This window comes from Dongshaea marina (assembly GCF_003072645.1).
GTDB classification, from domain to species: Bacteria; Pseudomonadota; Gammaproteobacteria; order Enterobacterales; family Aeromonadaceae; genus Dongshaea; species Dongshaea marina.
On record NZ_CP028897.1, the window covers coordinates 1,408,227 to 1,432,246 of the forward strand.

16 protein-coding genes and 2 pseudogenes are annotated in these 24,020 nt (G+C 51.2%); 11 read left to right on the forward strand and 7 right to left on the reverse strand.

What is annotated here, in order from left to right; all coding sequences use genetic code 11:
* Positions 1 to 8 precede the first annotated feature (8 nt).
* The 7 genes and pseudogenes from rbfA (at position 9) to DB847_RS06975 (ending at position 8,487) form a co-directional block, all read left to right on the forward strand.
* Positions 9 to 410: a 30S ribosome-binding factor RbfA gene (gene rbfA / locus DB847_RS06940; protein ID WP_108650021.1), complete on the forward strand. Its 402-nt coding sequence runs from the start codon at positions 9 to 11 to the stop codon at positions 408 to 410.
* Complete coding sequence (gene truB, locus DB847_RS06945) at positions 411 to 1,355, forward strand: tRNA pseudouridine(55) synthase TruB (protein WP_108650022.1); 945 nt, start codon at positions 411 to 413, stop codon at positions 1,353 to 1,355. It abuts the gene before it with no gap.
* A gap of 286 nt (positions 1,356 to 1,641) precedes the next feature.
* Complete coding sequence (gene rpsO / locus DB847_RS06950; protein ID WP_108650023.1) at positions 1,642 to 1,911, forward strand: 30S ribosomal protein S15; 270 nt, start codon at positions 1,642 to 1,644, stop codon at positions 1,909 to 1,911.
* Between the two features lie 1,232 nt (positions 1,912 to 3,143).
* The gene (locus tag DB847_RS06960; RefSeq protein WP_108650025.1) at positions 3,144 to 4,862 is read left to right on the forward strand and encodes a dipeptide ABC transporter ATP-binding protein; all 1,719 of its coding nucleotides are present in this window, start codon (positions 3,144 to 3,146) and stop codon (positions 4,860 to 4,862) included.
* A 58-nt stretch (positions 4,863 to 4,920) separates the two neighbouring features.
* The gene (locus DB847_RS06965; protein ID WP_108650026.1) at positions 4,921 to 6,486 is read left to right on the forward strand and encodes an ABC transporter substrate-binding protein; all 1,566 of its coding nucleotides are present in this window, start codon (positions 4,921 to 4,923) and stop codon (positions 6,484 to 6,486) included.
* A gap of 81 nt (positions 6,487 to 6,567) precedes the next feature.
* On the forward strand, positions 6,568 to 7,545 hold the full coding sequence (locus tag DB847_RS06970) for an ABC transporter permease (protein ID WP_108650027.1): 978 nt from the start codon (positions 6,568 to 6,570) through the stop codon (positions 7,543 to 7,545).
* A gap of 2 nt (positions 7,546 to 7,547) precedes the next feature.
* Positions 7,548 to 8,487 (forward strand): annotated as a pseudogene (locus DB847_RS06975) (ABC transporter permease).
* Between the two features lie 297 nt (positions 8,488 to 8,784).
* Here DB847_RS06975 and DB847_RS06980 read toward each other — a convergent pair.
* Together DB847_RS06980 and DB847_RS06985 are read right to left on the reverse strand one after the other, a co-directional pair.
* The gene (locus tag DB847_RS06980; RefSeq protein WP_159084434.1) at positions 8,785 to 9,702 is read right to left on the reverse strand and encodes an AraC family transcriptional regulator; all 918 of its coding nucleotides are present in this window, start codon (positions 9,700 to 9,702) and stop codon (positions 8,785 to 8,787) included.
* Between the two features lie 346 nt (positions 9,703 to 10,048).
* The gene (locus tag DB847_RS06985) at positions 10,049 to 10,306 is read right to left on the reverse strand and encodes a hypothetical protein (protein ID WP_108650029.1); all 258 of its coding nucleotides are present in this window, start codon (positions 10,304 to 10,306) and stop codon (positions 10,049 to 10,051) included.
* A gap of 212 nt (positions 10,307 to 10,518) precedes the next feature.
* Between DB847_RS06985 and DB847_RS06990 the strand changes: the two genes are divergently transcribed.
* Positions 10,519 to 11,460 (forward strand): LysR family transcriptional regulator, encoded by a 942-nt coding sequence (locus DB847_RS06990; RefSeq protein ID WP_159084435.1) that lies wholly within the window; start codon positions 10,519 to 10,521, stop codon positions 11,458 to 11,460.
* 105 nt (positions 11,461 to 11,565) lie between these two features.
* Complete coding sequence (locus DB847_RS06995) at positions 11,566 to 12,642, forward strand: acyltransferase family protein (protein WP_108650031.1); 1,077 nt, start codon at positions 11,566 to 11,568, stop codon at positions 12,640 to 12,642.
* Positions 12,643 to 12,716: 74 nt separating this feature from the next.
* On the opposite strand, the gene DB847_RS07000 is transcribed toward DB847_RS06995, so the two are convergent.
* The 4 genes and pseudogenes from DB847_RS07000 to DB847_RS07015 form a co-directional block, all read right to left on the reverse strand.
* Positions 12,717 to 13,658, reverse strand: a complete 942-nt coding sequence (locus DB847_RS07000) for a mechanosensitive ion channel family protein (protein ID WP_108650032.1) — start codon at positions 13,656 to 13,658, stop codon at positions 12,717 to 12,719.
* 130 nt (positions 13,659 to 13,788) lie between these two features.
* Positions 13,789 to 15,689 (reverse strand): annotated as a pseudogene (locus DB847_RS25460) (BCCT family transporter).
* A 332-nt stretch (positions 15,690 to 16,021) separates the two neighbouring features.
* Complete coding sequence (locus tag DB847_RS07010) at positions 16,022 to 17,329, reverse strand: MFS transporter (protein ID WP_108650033.1); 1,308 nt, start codon at positions 17,327 to 17,329, stop codon at positions 16,022 to 16,024.
* Positions 17,330 to 17,601: 272 nt separating this feature from the next.
* Entirely contained in the window at positions 17,602 to 18,660 is a 1,059-nt protein-coding gene (locus tag DB847_RS07015; protein WP_199911768.1) for an FUSC family protein, read from the reverse strand.
* 152 nt (positions 18,661 to 18,812) lie between these two features.
* Between DB847_RS07015 and pnp the strand changes: the two genes are divergently transcribed.
* Entirely contained in the window at positions 18,813 to 20,939 is a 2,127-nt protein-coding gene (pnp, locus tag DB847_RS07020; protein WP_108650035.1) for a polyribonucleotide nucleotidyltransferase, read from the forward strand.
* Between the two features lie 492 nt (positions 20,940 to 21,431).
* Here the strand turns inward: pnp and DB847_RS07025 are convergent, their stop codons facing one another.
* Positions 21,432 to 21,788: a VOC family protein gene (locus DB847_RS07025; RefSeq protein WP_108652926.1), complete on the reverse strand. Its 357-nt coding sequence runs from the start codon at positions 21,786 to 21,788 to the stop codon at positions 21,432 to 21,434.
* 408 nt (positions 21,789 to 22,196) lie between these two features.
* Between DB847_RS07025 and DB847_RS07030 the strand changes: the two genes are divergently transcribed.
* Entirely contained in the window at positions 22,197 to 23,891 is a 1,695-nt protein-coding gene (locus DB847_RS07030; RefSeq protein ID WP_159084436.1) for a ShlB/FhaC/HecB family hemolysin secretion/activation protein, read from the forward strand.
* The last annotated feature ends 129 nt before the right edge of the window (positions 23,892 to 24,020 follow it).

Genomic DNA, 24,020 nt, shown 5'->3' on the forward strand with positions numbered 1-24,020 from the left:
TAATAGAGATGGCGAAAGATTATAGTCGTACTCGTCGCGTGGGCCAGCAGCTGCAAAAAGAGCTGGCTCATATTCTGCACCGGGAGATCAAGGATCCCCGGGTTCAGATGGTGACGGTTTCCGGTGTGGAGCTTTCCCGCGATCTGCAGTATGCCAAGGTATTTGTGACTTTCCTGGACAATGATCAGGAGAAGATCAATGCGGCCATAAAGGCCCTGGGCACTGCGACCGGGTATATCCGCTCCTTGCTTGGCAAGTCGATGCGGATGCGGGTCATTCCCGAGCTTCAGTTTACTTATGATAAGACTCTGGTCGAGGGGATGCGCCTCTCGAACCTGGTGTCCCAGACTGTCGCGAGCGATAAAGAGCGGATGACGGCAGCGGGCCGGACTGAAGAGGGTGAGGAATAAATGGCGCGAAGACGTCGTTTTAAAGGGCGTGACGTCCATGGGGTATTGCTGCTGGATAAGCCCACCGGCATTACCTCTAACGATGCCCTGCAACAGGTAAAGCGGATCTATAATGCGGCCAAAGCCGGTCACACAGGGGCCCTTGATCCTCTGGCAACCGGGATGCTGCCGATCTGTTTTGGTGAAGGGACCAAGTTTTCTCAGTTTTTGCTGGACTCTGATAAGCGTTATCAGGTGACCGCAAAACTGGGTGAGCGGACCAGCACCAGCGATTCTGATGGTGAGGTGATCGCAACCCGCCCGGTAAATGTAGCCCTGAGTGAGCTACTGGATGTGCTGGATCAGTTCCGTGGTGATCAGCAGCAGATCCCCTCTATGTATTCAGCGCTTAAGTATCAGGGCAAGCCCCTGTATCAGTATGCGCGTGAAGGCGTTGAGGTACCCCGGGAGGCGCGTCCCATCTCTATCTTTGAGCTTAAGCTCGATAGCTTTGAAGGCGATGAGCTCAAGATGGAGGTTCACTGCTCCAAGGGGACTTATATCCGGACCCTGGTGGATGACATTGGTGAGGCCCTGGGCTGTGGTGCCCATGTGACTCAGCTGCGGCGTACTCAGGTTGCCCAATATCCGGCGGCCCGGATGATCACCCTGGAGCAGCTGGGCGCGATCTTCGAGCAGGCTAAGGCGGATACCCGTCCTCCCCGTGAGGTGCTGGATCCCCTGTTGCTGCCGATCGATACCGCAGTGATGAACCTGCCCGAGGTCAACATGCTGCCCATGGTGGCTAGTTATGTGCAGCAGGGTCAGGCGGTACAGGTGCCGGGAGCTCCTTTAGAGGGCTCGGTGCGGATGACCGTTGGTCCCGAGCGTACCTTTATCGGGGTTGCCGAGATCGATGACGACGGCAAGGTAGCGCCGCGTCGTTTGGTACGCATGGGGGAGTAGAGGCAAGCTGTCTTTGATTGTTTGCTTTTAAGTTATCTTGATAGAAACTGCGCCCACGCAGTGGATACATCCATGTATGCTCAGCGACAGCATCCCTGCTGTCGATGGGGCTTGGTTTCTATCAAGATACCCTCTGTTATAGAGTTTGAATGAACAGCTTGAAGGCCGAAAAAGGTTTTACGGGCTTTTCGTTGAAAAAAGCTGTGGGGGTGGTAGAATGCGCCCTCACATCGCAGCTGAGTTAGTGATTGGCTGCGATAACATTTACATTATTTGGAGTTTTATTATGTCACTAACTGCTGAAGCAAAAGCGGCTATCGTTGCTGAGTACGCTCGTTCTGAAGGCGATACCGGTTCTCCTGAAGTTCAGGTTGCTCTGCTGACTGCTCAGATCAACCACCTGCAGGGTCACTTCTCTAAGCACATCCACGATCACCACAGCCGTCGTGGTCTGCTGCGTATGGTTGCACAGCGTCGTAACCAGCTGGCTTACCTGAAGAAGACTGACGTTGAGCGTTACAAGACTCTGATCGGTCGTCTGGGTCTGCGTCACTAATACTGACAAGATTTCAGAAAAAAGGAGCCTCAGGGCTCCTTTTTTTTTGGTCTATACCAGGGGTAAAACCCATCAGCTGTACTATCCCGCTCTAGAGCACTTTCTCCATAAATGGAGCCAATGCTGGGATTAATCTCTGGCTTTGCATACTGACTGGTAAGGATTATCATCCATGATAATCCTTACCAGTTCGGCGATGCCCATCCATGGGCATCCTCACCAGCTCGGCATTCTGCCTCCCGTTTCATTGCCAGGAGGTAATTCCACCCATGCCTCTTGCTTGTTGCGATGCAACCACGCCCTTGGCGCTCTGCTGCAGCGATTATCTTCCCTGATAATCTTTTCCAGTTCGGCCTCCCTGCTTCTCGCTACGTTGCATTGCAACTCCGTCCATGCTGCAGAAGGTCTGCTTAGCAAAGCCAGAAATTCTTTTGTCCAAGCTGAAATGATGATCCGGGTTAATCCTAAAGTGCTCTAGTTGTTCAGCCTCAAGCTATATCTTGATAGGCATGCTTTCTCACTCAATTGATGGCTCCGATTTAGCTAAGAACTCGCTGAATATCAGACCACTTGTGGGTCAAATTTTGTGACTGAGCACTCACTAACATAAAAGTGTTGGGGGGTTCTCTGGGCTCTTTTCATAATTTTCCCGCCGCTTAAAAAAAATAATCTTCCCCGGATAATCATGAATGGCAAACTTTTCACTTCGACAAGTCCGGGCTCAACCTCTACGCTCAGTGTCTTAGAAAAACTATTAAATCTCTTTGTCTGAAACCTAATCGGTAGTCCGCTCAGCTTAACTGCTGTCACGGCTTGATATCAAATCACTGTTATATCGGGTTAGTTTTATTAATCCCAGATAATGGCTAATCAGGAACTGGATATTCATTCAATTCTGGAGGGGGAGGCAGGAGATAAAATATCAGAGACTGAGCTGTCAAATAGCCATTTGGCGGCTTCTTCACGACTGATACTTAAGTGATCCTTATCACGTTTCCCCGGGTTCTTAATGAAAATGAGAGCCGTTATCCCCTGTTGATTGAAGAATAATTAAATAAATCACGCTTTTTATAAATAAAATACAAAAGTTTCAAAAATGATAGCCTGTTGATGTTTCGATAGTTTTCTGACAGATTGTGACTGCATATTTATTCGCGAACTGAACTAGCCCTGAATGATTTTTCATTTCTGGTGATGGTGAAGGAGGCGTCATCTGCGGTAGAGGTCTGAGCATGGCATTACTTGAAGTCAGAAATCTTTGTATCGAATATCCCTCCCGGCATGGTATTCATAAAGCGGTTAGTTCCCTGTCATTTAATATTGAGCGTGGTGAGATCCTCGGGGTGGTCGGTGAGTCGGGGGCGGGTAAGTCCACGGTTGGTAACGCGGTTATCGATCTTCTCAGCCCTCCGGGCAAGATCGCAAGTGGTGAGGTTTACCTGGAGGGGGAGATGATCTCTCACCTTAGGCCTGAATCGATGCGAAAGGTTCGTGGAAATAAAATTGGCTTTATCTTCCAGGACCCCATGACCTCTCTAAACCCTTTGTTTCGCATAGAAAAGCAGCTGATAGAAACGATCCGGGCAAATCTTGATGTCACAGCAAAGGAGGCATACCAGCGCGCCCTGTCCCTGATGGAGCAGGTTGGGATCCCTGAGCCAGAGCTCAGAATCAAACAGTATCCCCATCAGTTCTCGGGTGGGATGCGTCAGCGGGTGGTGATCGCCATTGCTTTGGCCGGCGAGCCGGATTTTATTATTGCCGATGAACCGACGACGGCCCTGGATGTCTCGATTCAGGATCAGATCCTGACCCTGATCCGAGAGCTTTGCGTGATTCGTAATGTGGGATGTATGTTGGTGACCCATGATATGGGAGTGGTCGCCAATGTTACCGACCGGGTCGCAGTGATGTATCGGGGCGAGCTGGTTGAGATCGGGAAAACCTCTAAGGTATTGCACCAGCCACAGCACCCCTATACCCGGAGCTTGATCTCGGCGGTGCCGCGCTCAGATATCAAGCTGGGGCGTTTCCCCCTGGTCAATTACATCGAGCAGGCTGGCGAGATGACAGAGCTGGACGTAAAAACCCACTGGCTGGGTCAGAGTGAGGATCAGCGGGACTATCAGGGGGCATTGCTCCAGGTCAAAGATATTAATCTGCGTTTCACCACCAGGGATTCATTGTTTCCCAGCCGCAGAGAGTATGTTCAGGCCTCAAATCAAGTCAGCTTTGAGCTCTTTGAAGGGGAAACCTTTGGTCTGGTCGGGGAATCAGGCTCCGGAAAGTCGACCATTGCCCGGGTGATTGCGGGTCTCTACCCACCCAACTCCGGGCAAGTCATTTTCGAGGGGATCGATCTCACCGCTTTAAAGCGCGAAGCCGATCGCAGGCCTTTGCGTCGTCAGATGCAGATGGTATTTCAAAATCCCTACTCTTCGATGAATCCCAGGATGCGGGTGTTTGACATTATCGCAGAGCCGATCCGTTTTCATAAGCTGACACAGAGTGAATCCCAAACCCGGCAGGTGGTTGCCGACCTGTTGGATCATGTGGGATTAGGTTCTGCCAGCGGCGTCAAGTTTCCTCACGAGTTTTCCGGTGGGCAGCGTCAGCGGATCTCGATTGCCCGGGCCCTGGCAACCCGGCCTCGTTTGCTGATCTGTGATGAGCCAACATCAGCGTTGGATGTTTCGGTACAGGCGCAGATCCTCAATCTTTTGAAAGATCTACAGGATGAGCTCAACCTCAGCATGCTGTTTATCAGCCACGATCTCCCGGTGATCCGCCAGATGTGTGATCGGATTGGGGTGATGCAAAAGGGCACTCTGGTGGAGATCGCAGGCACAGAGCAACTTTTTACCCAACCTGAGCACCCATACAGTGAGCAGTTGATCTCCTTCATGCCGGAGTTTACCGGGATGGATGAGCCACAGGCACAGTGTGTCTAATCGAGTCTCAGCTTGAACTGAGGCCTTATAAAAAGTGATGACAGCAGGGGAGTATCGTGTGAAATACTTGAGTAAAAAAATAACCATCGCCTTGATGGCGGCCGGGCTGAGCTTTAGTAGCGTCGCTGCCAATATTAAGATCGCCTATGATTCCGATCCGGTATCACTGGATCCGCAGGAGCAGCTTTCCGGTGGAACCCTGCAGATGTCGCATCTGCTGTTCGATCCCCTGGTGCGCCTGACTCAGGATATGCAGTTTGAGCCTCGCCTGGCAACCAGCTGGGAGCGAGTCAATGATCATACCTTCCGCTTTCACCTTCGTCAGGGTGTGACCTTTCACTCCGGGAATCCGATGACCGCCGATGATGTAGTCTGGACCTTTAAGCGGTTGCAGGGCTCTCCGGACTTCAAGGGGATTTTTGAACCCTATGTGGGGATGAAAAAAGTCGATGAGTACACTGTGGATCTCATCTCGAAGGGCCCATATCCACTGGTGCTACAGAATGCCACCTACATCTTTGTGATGGATAAAAAATTCTACTCGGGCAAAACCAAGGATGGCAAGGATAAGTCCGCGATTATTAAAAATGTGGGTTCCTTTGCCTCGGCCAACGAATCGGGGACCGGGCCCTTCATCATTACCCACAGGGATCAGGGGATCAAGGATGTTTTCACCCGCTATAAAAGCTACTGGGATCATAGTTCTAAGGGCAATGTTGACGAGATCACCCTGCTGCCGATCGCTAATGAGGCTTCTCGCTACCTGGCATTGAAGACGGGGGATGTCGACATGATAGCCCCGGTGAGTCCGAATGAGTTTCGTAATATCCGAAGCAGCAAAGGACTACAGCTGGTGACCATGGCCGGGACTCGCTCACTGACCTTTCAGATGAACCAGCACAGCAATCCAGCCCTGAAGAACCAAAAGGTGCGTGAGGCGATCATCTATGCGATCAACAATGAGCTGATCGTGAAAAAGCTATTGCGTGGCTTTGCAACGGTAGCCGGGCAACAGAGTCCTAAGGGATATGCTGGCTATGATCCGGCCCTGGTTCCCCGTTATAACCTCAAAAAAGCCAAAGAGTTGATGAAGGAGGCGGGTTATCCGGATGGCTTTACCTTGACCATGATGGCGCCCAATAACCGCTATCTCAATGATGAAAAAGTGGCTCAGGCCACTAAATCGATGCTGGGTAAAATTGGCATCAGGGTCGAGCTTAAGACGATGCCGAAGGCCCAGTACTGGCCGGAGTTTGATAAGTGTGCCGCCGATATGATGATGATCGGCTGGAGCTCAGATACCAATGACTCAGCTAACTTTGTGCAGTTTTTGGAGATGACCCGTGATCCCAAGACAGGGGCGGGCCAGTATAACTGTGGTTATTACTCCAACCCACAAGTGGATAAGCTGATCATCGCATCTAACAGCGAGATTGATCCCAACAAGCGCGGCAAGATGCTGCAAGAGGCAGAGACCATCTTGTATAAAGACGCAGCTTTCGTTCCTCTTTACTACAACAACCTGGCCTGGGCAGCCAAGACCAGTTTACATATCAAACCGGTGGTTAATGCCATTAATATGCCCTACCTGGGCGATCTGGTTGTCGATCAAAAGAGTTCATGATTTGTTGCTAGTCCCTGTGACAGCTAGCGACCGTGCCAGGGCTCGCCCTGGCACTTTTTCAGATGATCAAACGAGGTAATGATGGCTGGGTTTTTATTTAAGCGACTGGTTCAGGCTCTGATCGTGATGTTTATCATCAGCCTGGTTGCCTTTGCGATTCAGGATAACCTGGGAGATCCGCTTCGCGAGCTGGTGGGTCAGTCGGTTTCCAACGCGGAGCGAGCCGAGCTTCGTCACCAGATGGGACTCGATGCTCCCTTTTTGGTGAAATATGGCCGTTTTGTGAAAAAGGCGATGCACGGGGATCTTGGTACCTCCTATTTCTATAAGCGCCCGGTGGTGGATGTGATCAAGGATAAGCTGGTTGCCACCCTGGAGTTGGTGTTTGGTGCCTCAATGATCATATTGCTGCTCTCTATTCCACTGGGGGTCTATACCGCGATTCATCCCAAGAATCTATTTACTAAGCTGGTGCTGGGTGTCAGCACCATAGGGATCTCCATTCCGGTGTTCCTGACGGCGATCATGCTGATCTATTTCTTCTCGGTATATCTGGGATGGCTGCCCACCTTTGGTCGGGGAGAAACCCGGGATCTGCTGGGTTGGCAGTCCGGCTACTTCACTCTGGATGGATTACAGCACCTGATCCTACCCTGCGTTTCGCTGGCCTCCATCATGTTGCCACTGTTTATTCGTTTGGTGCGCTCGGAGATGCTGGAGGTGCTTGGTTCGGAGTACATCAAGTTTGCCAGGGCCAAGGGGCTAAAAATGGGCCGGGTTTATTATCAGCATGCTCTGAAAAATACCATGCTGCCGGTTCTGACGGTTGGTGGGGTACAAATCGGCACCATGGTGGCCTATACCATACTTACCGAAACCGTGTTTCAGTGGCCCGGAACCGGCTTTTTGTTTCTGCAGGCGATCACCCGGGTCGATACGCCGGTGATCACAGCTTACGTCATCTTCGTGGGGCTTATCTTTGTGGTGACCAATACCCTGGTGGATCTCCTGTATGGCCTGATCAACCCGACCGTTAAACTCGCCAGTAAGGGAGCCTGATGATGAATAGTCCACATCTGGCGATAGCCGGGCGCTGGAGCCGCTTTAAAAACTCCGATTTTTGTTACTACTTCATGCGTGACAAGGTTGCCATCTTTAGCTTCGCAGTATTCATGGCTCTTTTGGTCGCTGCCCTGCTGGCACCCTGGATCGCGCCAACCAATCCCTATGATCTGGCTTCTATCGACCTGATGAACTCAGAGCTTCCGCCTGCCTGGCTGCAGGGGGAGATCCCCATTTTATTCTGGGAACCGACGATCAGGGGCGAGATATTCTCTCGACCATACTCTACGGAACACGGCTCTCCCTGACCATTGGCCTTCTGGCCGTTTGCCTACAGGTTTTTCTGGGGGTGGTGATCGGTTTGATGGCGGGTTACTTTGGTGGACGCATCGATAATTTCCTGATGCGTCTTGCGGATATTCAGCTATCCTTGTCGACCATGATGATAGCGATCATCGTCTCCGCCATCTTCCAGGCAGCCCTGGGAACCGCGCTGTTTGCCGAGTTTGCAGTGGCGATGCTGGTGATCATCATAGGTGTGGCTGAATGGCCCCAATACGCTCGAACCGTACGAGCGGCCGTGTTGGCTGAGAAGAAAAAAGAGTATGTGGAGGCAGCAAGGGTGATGGGATTTCGCTCCCCCAGGATCATGCTCAGGCACATCCTGCCGAACTGTTTGTCTCCGATACTGGTGATTTCGACGGTGCAGATCGCTAATGCCATCATGTCGGAGGCTGCGTTGTCGTTTTTGGGGCTGGGATTACCGGTTGATCACCCCTCCCTGGGATCTCTTATCAACATAGGTTTTAAATATATCTTCTCCGGTGACTGGTGGATTACTCTGTTTCCCGGGTTGGTGCTGGTGGTGCTGGTTCTGGTGATCAACCTTCTGGGGATTGGCTCAGGGATCTGTTTAATCCAAAAGTTTATAAGGACTAGTGTAGCTAAGCATTATTATCCTTAATGTTTATGCCAATGGCTCTGGTTTGCCGCTGTGCGGCAAACCGTGTCGGGGGTGCCCGACGGCACCTGACTTTTGTATCGCCAAAAGTCAGCAAAAGCTCGCTTCGCGCGATTACGTCCATGTAATCGAGCTACGCAATTCGCCATCCATGGCTCAGGTATTTCATGGTGCAGGTGTAGTGGTTAATGTATTTGAGCTATGCAGGACTAGCCAGGACTGGAAAGCAGCACAAAAGAGCTGAGCAGAACGACTCAGCTCTTTGTAAGCAGTGCCTAAGGGCGGTTTCTTTCAATTGGAATACAGATATCAAAAGACCAGGGGAGCTCCGGGTTCCAGTCATTACGGTTATCAAAACGAGCAAAAACGGGTTTGTGGCTGCGTAACATGGCACTGTCGGTGAAATCTTTAATCGCACATACCCATGCCTGGTTGAACTCACCCTGGCCACCATAAAACTCAAAGTGACAAACCCGGTAGAGCCCTCCCTGAACAGTCTGAATGTGATAGCTTTCCTGGTCAGACTGAGCATGCTCAAGCTCAACACAGGCATCCAGCCGGCACTTCTCATCCTGGGTGACCAGGGGGACATCCCAGTAGAGGGCAAATGTCAGGGGATTTTTGGGAAGTGGTGTCGGGGCAACTCTTGCTCTTAGCTCAGCAAAGGCATCCATGGTGTTCCTGAGATTATAGGGGCGCTGCTTTCGGATGTAGGCCACCTGAGAATCGGGAAGCTCAAGGGTTTCACAGTAGACGGGTTGCATCGGTTTAATATGTTGCAGTGGCCCTCTGTGTGTCAGCTCTTGCAGTTGATGGGTTAAAAATTCTAAGCTACGGTGCCGCAGCTTGCTGCTGCGATACTCAGAAGGAGTGACACCAAATTTTTGTTTGAAGCATCGGGCGAAGTTTTGTGAGCTGGAGTAGCCGCAGCGATGGGCTATGGCTGTGATGTTGGTCTCGTTGGTGTCCAGTAGATACTGAGCCGCAAACTCTAATCGAATGCGCCGGATAAAACCAGCGGCACTCTCGTTCATTACTATTTTGAATATGCGTTGAAAATAGAATAGGGATAAAGAGCAGTATTCCGAGAGTTCATCCATCGAAAGAGGTCGGCACAGGTTTTGATAGATATAGTTTGTGAGATCGTGAGTGATAAAATCCTGATAACGGGACACACTTTTCAAGTTTCTCATCTGCATATCTCTCACCGGTTATTAAAAGAGAGGTAATCCTCATGAATATAATAGGATTCAATTCTAAAAGAGGAGGCAAACTCCACAAACAAACTTTTGGTTTGGTTGCTATAAACGAAAGGTTGATAATTCATACGAATGAATCTGTCGTACATATTGTATTTTCAAATAAAATTAATATCGCTGTTGAAATAATTCGAAACACAAAATAACTGTCATTTTTTTTCGCAGAGAATGATAGTTTCAGTGCATCGCTCTTTGTTGTGTGTGTCGCTAAGTTTCTTTTAAAACAATGACATAAGAAGTTTGTTGTTGTCATTCAGGCTATTGTGGCTGCAATAACCCTCTAAGCCAGGGTTAGTTCGAAATTCTGTTTGGCTGGAAAGTTTAAGGCAATATTCCATAGCCAGGGATTATTTTTATAGTGAAATAGCTTTTCCCCTTGGGCGCCCCGTTTACAAATTACCTCTTCACAATCGAGACAGGCAAAGATACAGTAGATTGCATTTTCTGAAATACCGGTTTTAGCGGAAAGCTCCTTGGAGTTTAACCAGCGGTTTACGGCTTGTAGCTCCTGAATTAACTTATCTCTGTATTGACTCATGGCTTACCTCATATTCGGCTTTATCATCTGGTTTGCTGATTCTCCTCCTTAGGGTCTGGCTTAGAGCACAACAGGGAGAGTTAGTTTTACCAGTGGTTGTTTATTGAGCATTTCTGGCTCATGGGCGGCTATTTTAGGAGGGGAGCTGTGGCAGTTAAACCGACGAGGTGTTTAACTGTTATAAACGGCAAGTTGATAAGCTTGGAGTGAGTATGCCGACACTTGATGCAATGCGCGCCTTTATTGCCGTTGCCGAACATGGTGGTTTTACCAGTGCCGCGAAGCACTTGGTTGTGACTGCAATGGCCCTGAGTAAGCAGGTCAAACGCCTGGAGGAGGAGCTGGGTCTATCCCTGCTAAAGCGCACGACACAGAAGGTGAGTCTGACAGATTTTGGGAGCTCTTACCTTGAGAAGTGTCGAAGCATAGTGAATGCGGCAGATGAGCTGGAGCAGTGGAGCCGCTCATTTCATAGCTCGCCGAGTGGCCGCCTGGAGATCCTGGCTGCGCAGCCTTTTTCAGAGTACCTGATGATGCCTCATCTGGCGGAGTTTCGGGAGCTGTATCCGGATATCCAGCTCCACATAAACTATGTTAAAGAGCATATCCATCCTTCTGAGATGAACTTTGATCTGGCATTCGGAATGAATGAGTATCTGGGACGTCGCCAGCAGGGGCTAAAAAGGCGGTTGCTGTTTGAGACAGAGCTTTCTCTATATGCTTCTCCCGATTATCTGGATAGGTATGGGATGCCGCAGACCCCAAGAGAGCTCCTCGATCACTGGTTGATTGCCGATGGTACGGCGGAGCCACGAAACCTGTTACCCATCACTCAGGGGACTCATTATTACGAACCGGCAAACTTAAGTTACGTCCTCCCAAGGTTAGCGGTGGAGTGTACCGATTACCATGGTCGCTTCAAGCTTGCCTGTGATGGGCTTGGGATTTGGGTCGGATATAAAAAATATTATCCGCCACTGTGGCAAGCCCTTGAGGAGGGGCGCTTGGTGAAGGTACTTGAAGAGTACTGGCTCAAGCCCTGGCCTATCTATCTCTATTATCAGGTTGCTCGCTATGAGCAGCCAAAATTGAGAGCCTTTATCGATTTTATGATGGACAGGGTGGCTGGCTGGGAGCCGAAGCCTTCACGATAAGCTGATCGAACGCTCTGCTTTTTGTGCTTCCTCTGACAGGGTCTAGAGTGGTCGTTTATTTGTCTGCTCATTACTGATTAGTACAATATATAAATAGGATATTCAATGAATACTCAGGTAAAACCAAGGCGCTATGATTTTCTGGATAATATCAAGTGGGTGCTGGCGGTATTGGTGATTTTGCACCATTGTGCCTCGACGGCAGGCCTGGATCCGATCGGTTATAACCTGCCTCATGTCAAAGAATCGATGCAATATCAGTATGGAATTCTGGGCTCATTTCAAGGGATCAATCAGTCATTTTTTATGTCACTATTTTTCTTTATCTCGGCTTATTTTGTGATCCCTTCGTACGAGCGCAAGGGCGCAGGGAGATTTATGCTTGATAAGCTAAAACGCCTTGGGATCCCAACCCTGATCACTTTGTTTATTATCTTTCCCGTTATTGGTTCAGTTGATTTCGCCAGATCAAATGTAGAAGGTTTTTTCCTTAACGGAAATATTATCTTAGGTGTGACCTGGTTTTGCTGGACCCTGATTGTGTTTAGCGGGGTGTTTGCCCTGTGCCGCATTGTCATCACTGGGAGCTCAAAGGAGCAGCTTGATAAGCCATTTCCGGCACTTTGGAAGATCCTGCTGTTTGCCGTGGTGATGATCCCGGTTAATTTTTTTGGATTTTATCTGATGAAGATGCTGGGTCAGGACTTCTTAGGTTTCCACCTCTTGAAGTACTTTCCCCTGTATATCTCTATGTTTTACTTTGGGATTCAGGCTTACAAATACCAGTGGCTGGATAAATTGGAGTTTAAACATGCCTTTGCCGGGATCCTGATGTGGATTATAGCGAAGGCGTTTATCGCTCCTATAGCGTCAGGCTATGGTTTGTACGATGAGATGGTAACCCGTGGGTTTACCGTCATTGGCATGTCGATGTTTCTGCTCTATGGCTTCAAGATCTTGTTTGATTGCAAAGGCAAATGGAGTTCACTGTTGGCAAGAACCGCTTTTGCCGCTTATGTGGTGCAGAATGTCCCAATGAAATTTGCCGCAGACCTTTATCAGCCGTTTATGGCACAGACACCCTTAATTAATTTTGTGGTAATCGCGATCCCCTCGGTGATCGGCTCTTTTGCTATTGGTTATCTTATCTGCAAGACTCCGGTGCTCAAGCGGATTTTTTAATCCGAGCTAAGTTCACCTGCTCTTAAGCTCAGGCTGCCATATGGCAGCCTGAGCTTTTTAACAACATTGGCTGATTAGGCCTGATAGCGCTCCCGAATGTCATGCGGTGGTGAGCTTTGGGTCACCTCGGTCAATGAGGGTTGGTTTTCTCTACTCTGATCCAGGGTAAAATAGACTCTGTGATAAAGGATCCCGAGCTGCTGCAACCTGGCGGTGAGTTCGGTGCGGATATCATTGCCGAGCTCCCAGGCTTCACTGGGTGAGTCAGCCCAGGCGGCTATCCAGCACTTAAGGCCCTCTTTTCCCATCTCCATCACCCAGAACTTGGGATCTTCATACCCTGCATGACTTTCGCTCATTTGAGCTGCCTCGATGGCAGCTTTTTTGACCTCTTTAAGATCGGCATCGGCGGCAACCCAGAACTCGACATGGCACCATTGATAGCTGTCATGGATGGTGAGATTGACAAAATCCCGTGACAGCAGCTCTGAGTTGGGAATGAGATGGCGCCGCCAGTTCCAGATCTTAATCACGCAATGGGTCCAGGTGATATCCTCGATGGTGCCGTAGTGATCGCCAACTATGACTGTATCCCCCTCACGGATCACCCCGGAGAAGGTGAGCATGATCCCGGCGATAAGATTCTCCAAAGTGGAGCGGGCGGCGATACCGACGATGACACCCACCAGGCCGATCGCCAGCGACACGGCAGCGGCAGGCAAGATCCCAAGCAGGGGGATGCTGGCGATCATAATGAGCAGAAGAAGAACGATGACCATCAGACCACGGCGGATCACGGTAAAGCGGCGTCCGACGCTCTTGAGGGCTTTTTGTTTGGCACTGCGAGCGGGGTGATCCAGTGGGGATTCGGTGGCTATGGGGGAGACTTTCTTGCGCTTTTTGATGGTTTCCCGTTGGCGCTGCTCGATGCCAAGCATTAGCCGTCTGCCGGCCAGGATCAGCAGTCCCAGGATGAGGAGTAGTGCCGGAATTAGGATCCATTGTTCAAGCGTCATCGCTACTCTCCCTGAGTCAAATACGAGTCCCTGTAAAATCAGTGTGGCATAAGTTTCGATGAAAGAGGCAAGCCGCTAAAAAAATAGGCTGCCGAGGCAGCCTATTGGGTCATGAACTCAAGATCTGAGCCTAGCGAAGCATATGTAAAAAGTGCAGATGCTTTTCATATTGAGCCAGCAGATCGCTGATGATCTGCTCCTGGCTCCAGCCCATAATGTCATAATCCTGGCCACCCTCCCTGAGGTGAACCTCGGCGCGGAAATACTTATCATCGGCCTCATCAATCTCTTCACAGAGCAGGGATTCATCCGGCTGTAAGTGCGCCTTACTCAGTACCTCATACAGAAAATCGGTCTCCTCACCGTGGGAGACGGTCAGGCGTAGTTGAGTGGCGCTCTTTTGTGCGACATCAACCTCGATGCCGTTACGCTCCAGCTCTTTGGCAAAGGTCTCCAGGGCGGGTTTGGCTGTTTCGGTAATAAAGATCCGCACCTCTTTACGGGTTGGGAAAACCAGCAGATTTTGCAGCCTCTGCTGCCAGGGAACCCGAGCCTGAATTGGGGTCGGAGCCGTGACCGCCAACAGCTGACTGTCGCGCTTGGCACTATCAATTCTCAGTGCCTTGAAAAGGCCGTAGATGGCGGCCATCAGGATCAGAGAGAAGGGCAGGGCACTGGCGATGGTCGCAGTTTGCAGGGCGCTAAGGCCGCCAGCAATCAGCAGCGCGATGGCGACGAAGCCCACCAGAGAAGACTAGTAGACCCGCTGCCAGATTGGGGTGTCATCACGGCCGTAGGATGCCAGCATATTGAGCACCATGGCTCCTGAGTCCGCCGAGGTCACAAAGAACACCAGCACCATAATGATGGCGACGAAAGAGAGCACCGAGGAGAAGGGGAACTGCTCTAAAAAGGCAAACAGGGCCAGGGATTGATCCTGACTGACGATCTTGGCCAGTGAGCCGAGCCCCTGATGGAAGATCATATTGATTGCTGAGTTACCAAATACAGTCATCCACAGCATGGTGAAACCAGCCGGAACCAGCAGGGCTCCGGTGACAAACTCGCGGATGGTGCGGCCCCTTGAGATCCGGGCGATAAACAGGCCGACAAAAGGCGACCAGGCCAGCCACCATCCCCAGTAGAAGATGGTCCAGCCTCCGAGCCAGTCGGTGGGGGCATAGGCATAGAGGTTAAAGGTTTTACCCACCAGTTCAGAGAGGTAGTTGCCGATATTCTGCACAAAGCTCTGCATCAGTAGCACTGTGGGGCCCAGCACCAGGACCAGCAGTAGCAGTACGAATGCCAGACCTATATTGATCTGGGACAGCAGTTTGACCCCCTTATCCAGCCCGGCTACGACCGAGATGGTGGCAAGCACAGTGGTCACTATGATCAGCAGGATCTGTACCTTGGTATCCACCGGGACCCCAAACAGGTGATGAAGACCAGAGTTAATTTGTAGTACCCCAAAGCCCAATGTAGTTGCCACACCACATACGGTGCCGATAATGGCAAAGATATCAACCGCATGGCCCCAGGGCCATAGATCTTTTCACCTATGATGGGAAACAGGGCCGAGCGCAGGGTCAGGGGCAGATTATGCCGGAAGCTGAAGTAGGCCAGGATCAGGGCGACGATCGCATAGATTGACCAGGCATGTAGTCCCCAGTGAAAGAAGGTCAGGGTCATGGCTTCACGGGCCGCGGCGACCGTATCCGGATTGCCGACCGGTGGTGAAAGGAAGTGCATCACAGGCTCTGCGACACCAAAAAACATCAGGCCAATCCCCATCCCGGCCGAGAACAGCATGGCAAACCAGGAGAGATAGCTGTAATCGGGTTCGGCATGGTCCGGACCTAGCTTGATATCCCCATATTTAGAGAAGCTGACAACCACCACGCTGAAGACGATGATCGCCACGATCAGCACGTAGTACCAACTTAGATGGGCTACGATCAGCGCCTGAGCTTTCTTAAAAATCTGTTCGGTTTGAGCGGGATCTAATACGGCAAAGCCGACGATTAGCATGAGCAAAAGGGTCGCGGTATAAAAAACCCAGGGGTTGATGTTTCTGTTTTTTTCATAGCAGCGACTCCCGCAGGTATCCTCTCATCTTCATTTCGGTTGTAGGTCCCATGTTCTGTATGTTCCAGGGAGCAGATGGATCAAGGCTATCTTTTGGCTAAGATACAATAGCCAAATTATAGTTGCCCGCTGGCATGGGGATGCCAAAGGTCATGGCAAAATCCCTCATACATCATTGAATATGCGCATAAACAACGCATCATGTTTAAAACACAGGATCCAGGCAGAGCCTGGATCCTGTGTCATTCAGTCGGCCAGAAGGCCGCAACTTGAAACTAGTTGAGATTAAGAGCGAGTCGCTGGATCACACTGGTCTTGAGTGGGCCCGGTAGCGGGCGCCTGATCAGGGTGATAGTGAAGACACCGATGAGCCCCAGTAACATCAGGGCGAGCATCATGTAGTTGAAATAGCTTGGAGAGAGGCTGATCAGCTTAGTTGCGATCAGAGGACTGAAACCACACAGACACATTCCCAATCCGAAGCCGGCACAGCAACCGCTGGCCCGCACTTCGCGAGGGAAGACTTCAGAGAAAATAGGCAGAGCCACACCAAAGATCCAGCAGGTTCCCAGCGCATAAAGAGAGGTACCTGCCAGGGTGTTTTCAAAACCGCCCTGGGAGATCAGGTGATAGGCCGGATAGATCATGCCAGCAAACACCAGCAGGCCGGCAGTCAGAAGATCGCGGCGACCAAAGATATCTGAGAGGTAGCCGAACGCAGGCAACAGCACACAGGCAGCGATCAACACTATGGTATTGATCAACAGGGCATCACTCATGGTCAGTACCTGGGCTGCTTCCTGAGTACTGTAGGTGATGAGATAGGTGAAACTGATATATTCCAAAGAGCCGGCAACAGCGCTTAGCAAAACGACCACCAGGAAGGCGACTTTATGCTTCTGCCATAGGATTGAGTAGGTCGATGTTTGCTTAGCTTCGGTTTGTTTTTTAGGTTGCTCCGGCAGCTCATCATGGCAGTTCCGGGATAGCCACATGTGAGCACTGAGTAGCACTCCGCCCAGCAGGAAGGGGATCCGCCAGGCAAAGCCGGCCCAGCTATCCGGAGTCAGGTTGAGCACCAGGAAGCTCACGCCGGAAGAGAGAAAGATCCCAAAGAATGCAACTGAGTTGGTGATCCCTGCATAAAGACCATTGTGCTTAAGCTGCTTGTCCTCATTGGCGATCACTAAGAGGTTTCCAAACTGGCCACCGGTTGATAGGCCCTGCAGCAGGCGGATGCAAACAAGCAAGATAGGGGCGGCGATACCCAGGGTCTGATAGCCCGGCAGAAACGCGACACTGATAGAGGAGAGCCCCATCAGTAAGATAGCGAGGTTCATCGCATAGTGACGACCGATACGATCGCCAAGGTAACCAAATAGAAATCCACCGGCGGGGCGAGCAACAAAACCTGCGGCAAAGGTACCGAAGGCCATCATCAGGTTGCTCAGAGGATCATGGCTATGAAAGAAAACACTACCGATAGTGGCGGCAAAGGCTCCGAAAAGGCAGAAATCATACCACTCTAAAGCATTGCCGAATGAGACCCTGATCAGACGTCCAATTTTTGATTGTTCTCGCATACGATGCGGATACCCTAGTAAAAAACACGTTAGGATCCTAATGAATTGCCGGGGTGGAAGTCAAATTAAGATGCGCCCATAGGGTTTTTGAACCCCCAAAACAGCAGTTTAATGGGAATGGTTCGCAATATATTCTGCATTCGGAGCTTAAAATCCGCCAGTAGCTAGTGAGCCAGCAGCGAGTAGCCTGATTCGCATACAAATAAGTTATCCGGATTTTTTTCTTTGTAAGCGAATCTTTTATCCCGACAGGGTGCGACTTGGTGCTATCTCTATGATTTGAGCTTCTTTAGCTGTTCGGTGAGCTCCTGCAGCCGTTGGATCAGCTGACGGGTGAGCCAAAGGTAGCCAAAGGGGCCAAGGGTGAGCTGCTCCTGGCCCTTAGCCAGTTGTCCGGCCATCATCCTGAGGGGAGCTATCTCAGGAACAACAATCTTGTGGCGGGCATTGTCTGCCAGCAGGTCAAAGACCTGGGCGATTTGTTGCTGATAATCGGCCAGCTCGGCCTGCTCCAGGAGCTGGCGCCGTCCGGCATCTGAGCTCCAGTGGGTCTCAATCAGCTGCTCCATCAGGCTGATGAGTGAGCGCTGAGTCGCAAGGATACCGCGATAGAGTTCGGCATTGGCATGCTGCTCTTTTTGTACATTTGCGAGTAAGTTAATCATCTGCAGGTGACGATCCATCACCTGCTGCCTGAGGTGCAGCAGGGCATCCGGGTGTGGTGTGTGTGCAGAGGCATGGGCCTGGTAGAGCAACCTGAGATCGTGAAGATTTTCTGTAAAGAGCCGTTGCCAGCTAGTGAGGGCCCGGATAGGAAACAGGCTGGAGAAGCTGATCGCGATCAGGGTTCCGATCAGGATATTACACACTCGCCACAGAGCTACCGAGAGCTCCTGCTGGCTGTTGTCCTGGTAGGCCACGATGAGCAGGGTGATCCCGGCCAGAAAGAACACATAGGTGTACTTTCCTTTGGCCTGAAAGCTCAGGAAAAAACAACCGAGCAGGATCCAAAGTGGTACCAGAGCCGGAAGGTGCTGAGGAAACAGCAGGGTGACCAGACCGAGCAAGGCACCTAGCAGGGTGCCGCCGATGCGTTGAAACCCCTTGTGGATGATTGCGCCCGCATGGGGCTGCATCATCACTACGGCCACAGTAATAGGTCCCCACATGGAGTGGGGCAGGGCGGTGATTTGATAAAAGATCAGGGTGAATGCCAGGGCCAAGGTGATGCGCAGAGCATGGGCAAACTGCTGATGAGAAAGAAAAAGGGTTTTAAGGCGTGAATACATACCGGGCCTGGATGATGGATTGATATTCTCAAAATTAGCCAATCTTCGGAGCTTTTCCTAGTCACCATTTGGGTATTGCTATTCCGTTGACAGCTATATATGCAATCCAAGTGGTTTCTGTTAGTTACCTTTGGTCCTGAATCAAGTATACTGTGCCGCGAAATTAAGCGATTAAAAGTTAAAGGAAGCGAAAAGTGAATCCTATCGTTAAAACTTTTCAGTATGGTCGTCATACTGTCACTCTGGAAACCGGAGTCATGGCCCGTCAGGCATCCGGGGCTGTTATGGCGAGCATTGGCGATACTGCGGTATTTGTTACTGTTGTCGGTAAAAAAGAAGCAGATGAGGGGCGTGACTTTTTCCCTCTGACCGTTAACTATCAAGAGAAAACCTATGCTGCGGGTCGTATCCCAGGTGGATTTTTCAAGCGTGAAGGTCGCCCGTCTGAAGGTGAGACGCTGACGGCTCGCTTGATCGATCGTCCTATTCGTCCGCTGTTCCCTGATGGATTTAAGAACGAAGTACAGGTTGTGGCGACCGTCATGTCGGTAAACCCTGAAATTGCACCCGATATGGTTGCAATGATCGGGACCTCTGCTGCGCTGGCGATCTCAGGTATTCCGTTTAATGGTCCTATCGGTGCGGCGCGCGTCGGTTATAAAGATGGTGGCTACCTGCTGAACCCAAGCGTTACAGAGCTCAAAGAGAGCAAGCTGGATCTGGTTGTTGCGGGTACCGAAAATGCGGTTCTGATGGTTGAATCTGAAGCGCAAGAGCTCAGTGAAGATGAGATGCTGGGTGCCGTGGTTTATGGCCACGAGCAGATGCAGGCTGTGATCACCGCAATCAATGAGTTTGCTGCCGAAGTTGCAACACCGGTCTGGGATTGGAAAGCGCCGGCAACCAATGAGGCTCTTAAGGGGCAGATTGCCGAGCTGGCAGAAGCGGGTCTTTCTGATGCTTATCGCATCACTGATAAGACTGAGCGTCGTGACGCTGTAACCGCAGTGAAGCAGAGCACCCTTGAGAAGCTGCTGGAGCAGGATCCAGAGCTGAATCAGAAAGAAGCGGGTGAGTTGCTGGGTAAGCTTGAAAAAACAATCGTACGCGGTCGCGTGGTGCGTGGTGAGCCTCGTATCGATGGTCGTGATACTCAGATGGTCCGTGCCCTGCACGTGGCGACAGGCCTGCTGCCAAGAACCCATGGCTCATCTTTGTTCACCCGTGGTGAAACTCAGGCGCTGGTGACCTGTACTCTGGGTACCGAGCGTGACGCTCAGCTGATCGATGGTCTGACTGAGTCACGCAATGAGCGTTTCATGCTGCACTATAACTTCCCTCCATACTGTGTGGGTGAGACCGGCATGATGGGCTCTCCGAAGCGTCGTGAGATCGGTCATGGACGTCTGGCCAAGCGTGGAATCCAGGCTGTGATGCCATCGGCTGAAGATTTCCCGTATGTGGTTCGTGTGGTTTCAGAGATCACCGAGTCTAACGGTTCCTCCTCTATGGCTTCCGTGTGTGGTACCTCGCTGGCGCTGATGGATGCAGGTGTTCCGATCAAGTCCTCTGTTGCCGGTATCGCCATGGGGTTGGTCAAAGAGGGCGATGACTACGTGGTTCTGTCTGACATCCTGGGCGATGAAGATCACCTGGGTGACATGGACTTCAAGGTTGCGGGTACCAATGAGGGTGTTACCGCCCTGCAGATGGATATCAAGATCGAAGGGATCACCCGTGAGATCATGGAAAAGGCTCTGGCTCAGGCCAAGGGCGCGCGGATCCACATCCTGGGTGTGATGGATCAGGCGATCGAGAAGCCACGTGACGATATCTCTGATCTGGCTCCACGTATCCACACGATCAAAATCAACCCTGAGAAGATCCGTGACGTCATTGGTAAGGGTGGGGCAACCATTCGTGCCCTGACCGAAGAGACCGGCACTAACATCGAGCTGGATGATGATGGTACCGTGCGCATTGCAGCCGTTGATGGTGCAGCGGCTAAAGATGCGATTGCTCGCATTGAAGCGCTGACTGCCGAGGTTGAGACTGGCCGTATCTATAAGGGTACCGTTGCTCGCCTGGCTGACTTTGGTGCATTCGTGACCATACTGCCTGGCAAAGATGGCCTGGTTCACATTTCTCAGATCTGTGAAGAGCGGGTTAAGAGTGTTGCCGATCACCTGAAAGTGGGTGACAAGGTCGATGTTAAGGTTCTGGAAGTTGATCGTCAGGGTCGTGTGCGCTTGTCTATTAAAGAGGCAAAGCAGCAAGCTACTCCGGCTCAGGCTCCAGAGCAGGGTGAAGAGCAGAAGTAATCACTGTCTCAATCACTGATTAAAAAGGAGCCAAAAGGCTCCTTTTTTACTGTCTGCTCTTCAGGCGGCAGACTCTTTAGGCTGGGAATAGCCAGAGACGTCTGTTATACCATTCATGAAAGAAATGTGATCGGCTTACTGATAATCCATGAGTCATTTGAGCCACGCAGCAAGTCCGAGCCTCTTCCATGAGGCTCCTTTCCAGCTCAGCGATACCCATCCATGGACATCCTCCCAGTTCGGCATCCTGCCTCTCGTTCCATTGCTAAGAGGCAATTCCACCCTGCTTCGCGTGCGTTGCTCTGGGAGCAACTTACCCTTGTATGCTCGATGCCAGCGGCTACCATCCTGGTAGCCTCTTCCAGTTCGCAGTCCATTGCTCTCGCTACGTTGCTAAGCAACTACGCCCATGCTGACAACGGGCTAAATCACTCACAGATTATCCAAATCAGTGCAAGTTATATCCTGATCACCTAACTATTGGGATTGGTATTAGTTATCAGACCATACCGCCAGCTCATTATTGCCACCTGGCTCCTGAAAGTGAAAGCGCCGCCCGCCGGGGAAGCTGAAGATATCCTTACAGATGGTTCCACCACCCTGCTCTACCTGTTGCAGAGTTTTCTCCAGCTCATCGCTATAGAGCACCACCAGGGCAGCTCCCGTCTCGGATGAGCTACTGAGCTTAGAGCGGTAAAATCCCCCTTGCATCTTGCCATCTGTGAAGGCGCAGTAATCGGGGCCAAAGTCCTGGAATTGCCAGCCAAAACAGCTGGAAAAAAATGCCTTGGTAGTTTCGAGATCCCGCGAGGGAAACTCCACATAATCGATGGTTTGCTGTTGTTGCATCCTGCTGTCCCGTGATTGGTTGATAACGCCAGAGTGATTATCGGTGGGAGATTCACGACGAAGGTGGACCTCCCGGGCTCTTGATCCCGTAACCCCTGAGTTCATCGGGGAGTACTTCTACTAGCTCCTCACAAGGTGATGTAACCTATTGCTTGCCAGGAGTCACTGGCTGAGGGCTTGATGTGATGAATTCTTGCCAGATCTCATCCTGCGTCTTTTGCCTGCAACCCTCTATTCACAATCCTCTATCTCCAAACTCAAAGATAGCAGAATCGGTGCTGCTCGCCTGGTTTGAAACCATCTTACGAGAGGTCTGCCTCTGGAAAAAAGACTCATATGCATAGTTTTTTGATGCTTGGCTACACTTAATAAAGAGTTTGGCTGCTGAGCGAAACAGGGAGGTTAATTGTGAGCCGAGACAGGATTGAGCTTCGCTCTCGACAAGATCTCCTTGGTGTTTTTCTGATATTTGTGCTGGTTACCATCTCTATTTTCTTCTCCAGCAATCTTATCGCGGCTCCTAATTCAAATGTCAGGCCCAAGGTTGATGCGGGCTCACTGCTTCGCCAGCAGGAGCTTCAGGAAAAAGCCCAGCAGCAAAGACTCCCCGAACTCGAAGAGAAGAAGCAGAAAAAGCCTGTAGAAAAGGTAAAAGAGGGGCCTAAGGTTTTGATCCGGGAGATCAAATTTAGTGGTGATCATCAGCTACTCCCGGTAACGGAGCAGGAAAAACTGACTCGGGATCTCATCGGAAAGAGGGTTGGGATCAATGAGCTGTTGCAGTCGGTGGATCAAACAACCGATCACCTGCGCAGCAAGGGTTACCTGGTGGCAAGGGCCTACCTTCCCCGCCAGGATGTTTCTGAGGGCGTGGTGACGATCGCGATTATCGGGGGCAGGCTCGATGGCAGTGCCGAAAAAGGGGGAGGCTGGATCATGAAGGCTGCTCCGGATGAAAAGCCCAGGGCCAGCCTTGAGTTCCTCAGACAGATGGCAGAGGCGGCGGCCCCTTCGGGCAGCATGGTGCAGCAGCAAAACCTGGAGCGAGGACTACTGCTGATCAATGACCTACCGGCGATTCACACAGAATCCCATCTTGAGCCAGGTCTGCAGCCTGGCTCAACTCGTTTGGTGGTGGATGTTTATGAAGACCCGCTCTTTTCGGGGCGACTATGGGGGGATAACTATGGCTCACGCAGTACCGGCGAGGCACAGTTGAATACGCTTTTGTCTCTGAATGATCTGACCGGGCGAGGCGATCGGGTACAGCTTCTGTTGACCGGATCTGAGGGGCTTAAATTGGGGCGCCTTGAGTATCAGCGCCCCCTTGGAGTGAGTGGGCTGCGTGGTGGCCTTAGCTATGTCTATCTGGATTATAAGGCTGTCGAAGGGACGGCCGAGACCAGTGGTCTCAAGGGGGACTCCCAGGTGATGCAGGCAGAGCTCAGTTACCCGCTGCTGCGTAGTCGTCCGCTAAATCTGAGTAGTTACCTGAGATACAATCATAAGAAGATGCTGGATGATAGTAGTGCCGGTCGGGTCCGGGATAAGAGGGTCGATTCTGCCATGCTGGGAATCGGGGGCGATCGCAGCGATGGCTGGCTAACCGGGGGGATCACCCTGTGGGATCTGAACCTGGTCACAGGTTATCTGGATCTTTCCCGGGTCCCTCAGGATGAGCAGACCGATGCTCAATCACTGGATACTCAGGGGCACTATTGGAAGCTGGGCTACAGTTTGGCCCGCTTGCAGCGCTTGCCGGGAACCTGGTCTCTGTATGGCCGTTTGAGTGGCCAGTATGCAGGGAAAAATCTCGATTCGTCTGAAGAGTTTATTCTGGGAGGGCCAAACGGCGTTCAGGCTTATCCCATCAATGAGGGCAGTGGGGATCAGGGCTGGTTAGCTCATCTTGAGCTTCGTTATGCGGTGGCCGGTGGAACACCCTGGGGTTCACTTATACTAAGTGGCTTTGGCAATACCGGGAATATTACCCTGCACCATGATCCCCCTCATCCATTAGTAACGCATCCGGCAGTAATCGCTATCAGCTCAGTGGGATGGGGGTCTCAGCCCTGCTGCAGCAGGAGGATTTGTATCAGTTGAAGCTCTCCTGGGCCTATCAGCTTGGAGGTAATCCAGGACGCCAGGTCACGGGACAGGATGCGGATGGACGTACCCTGGATAGCCGGGTCTGGTTACAGGGACAGTATTATTTCTAGAGCGTTTTCCGGA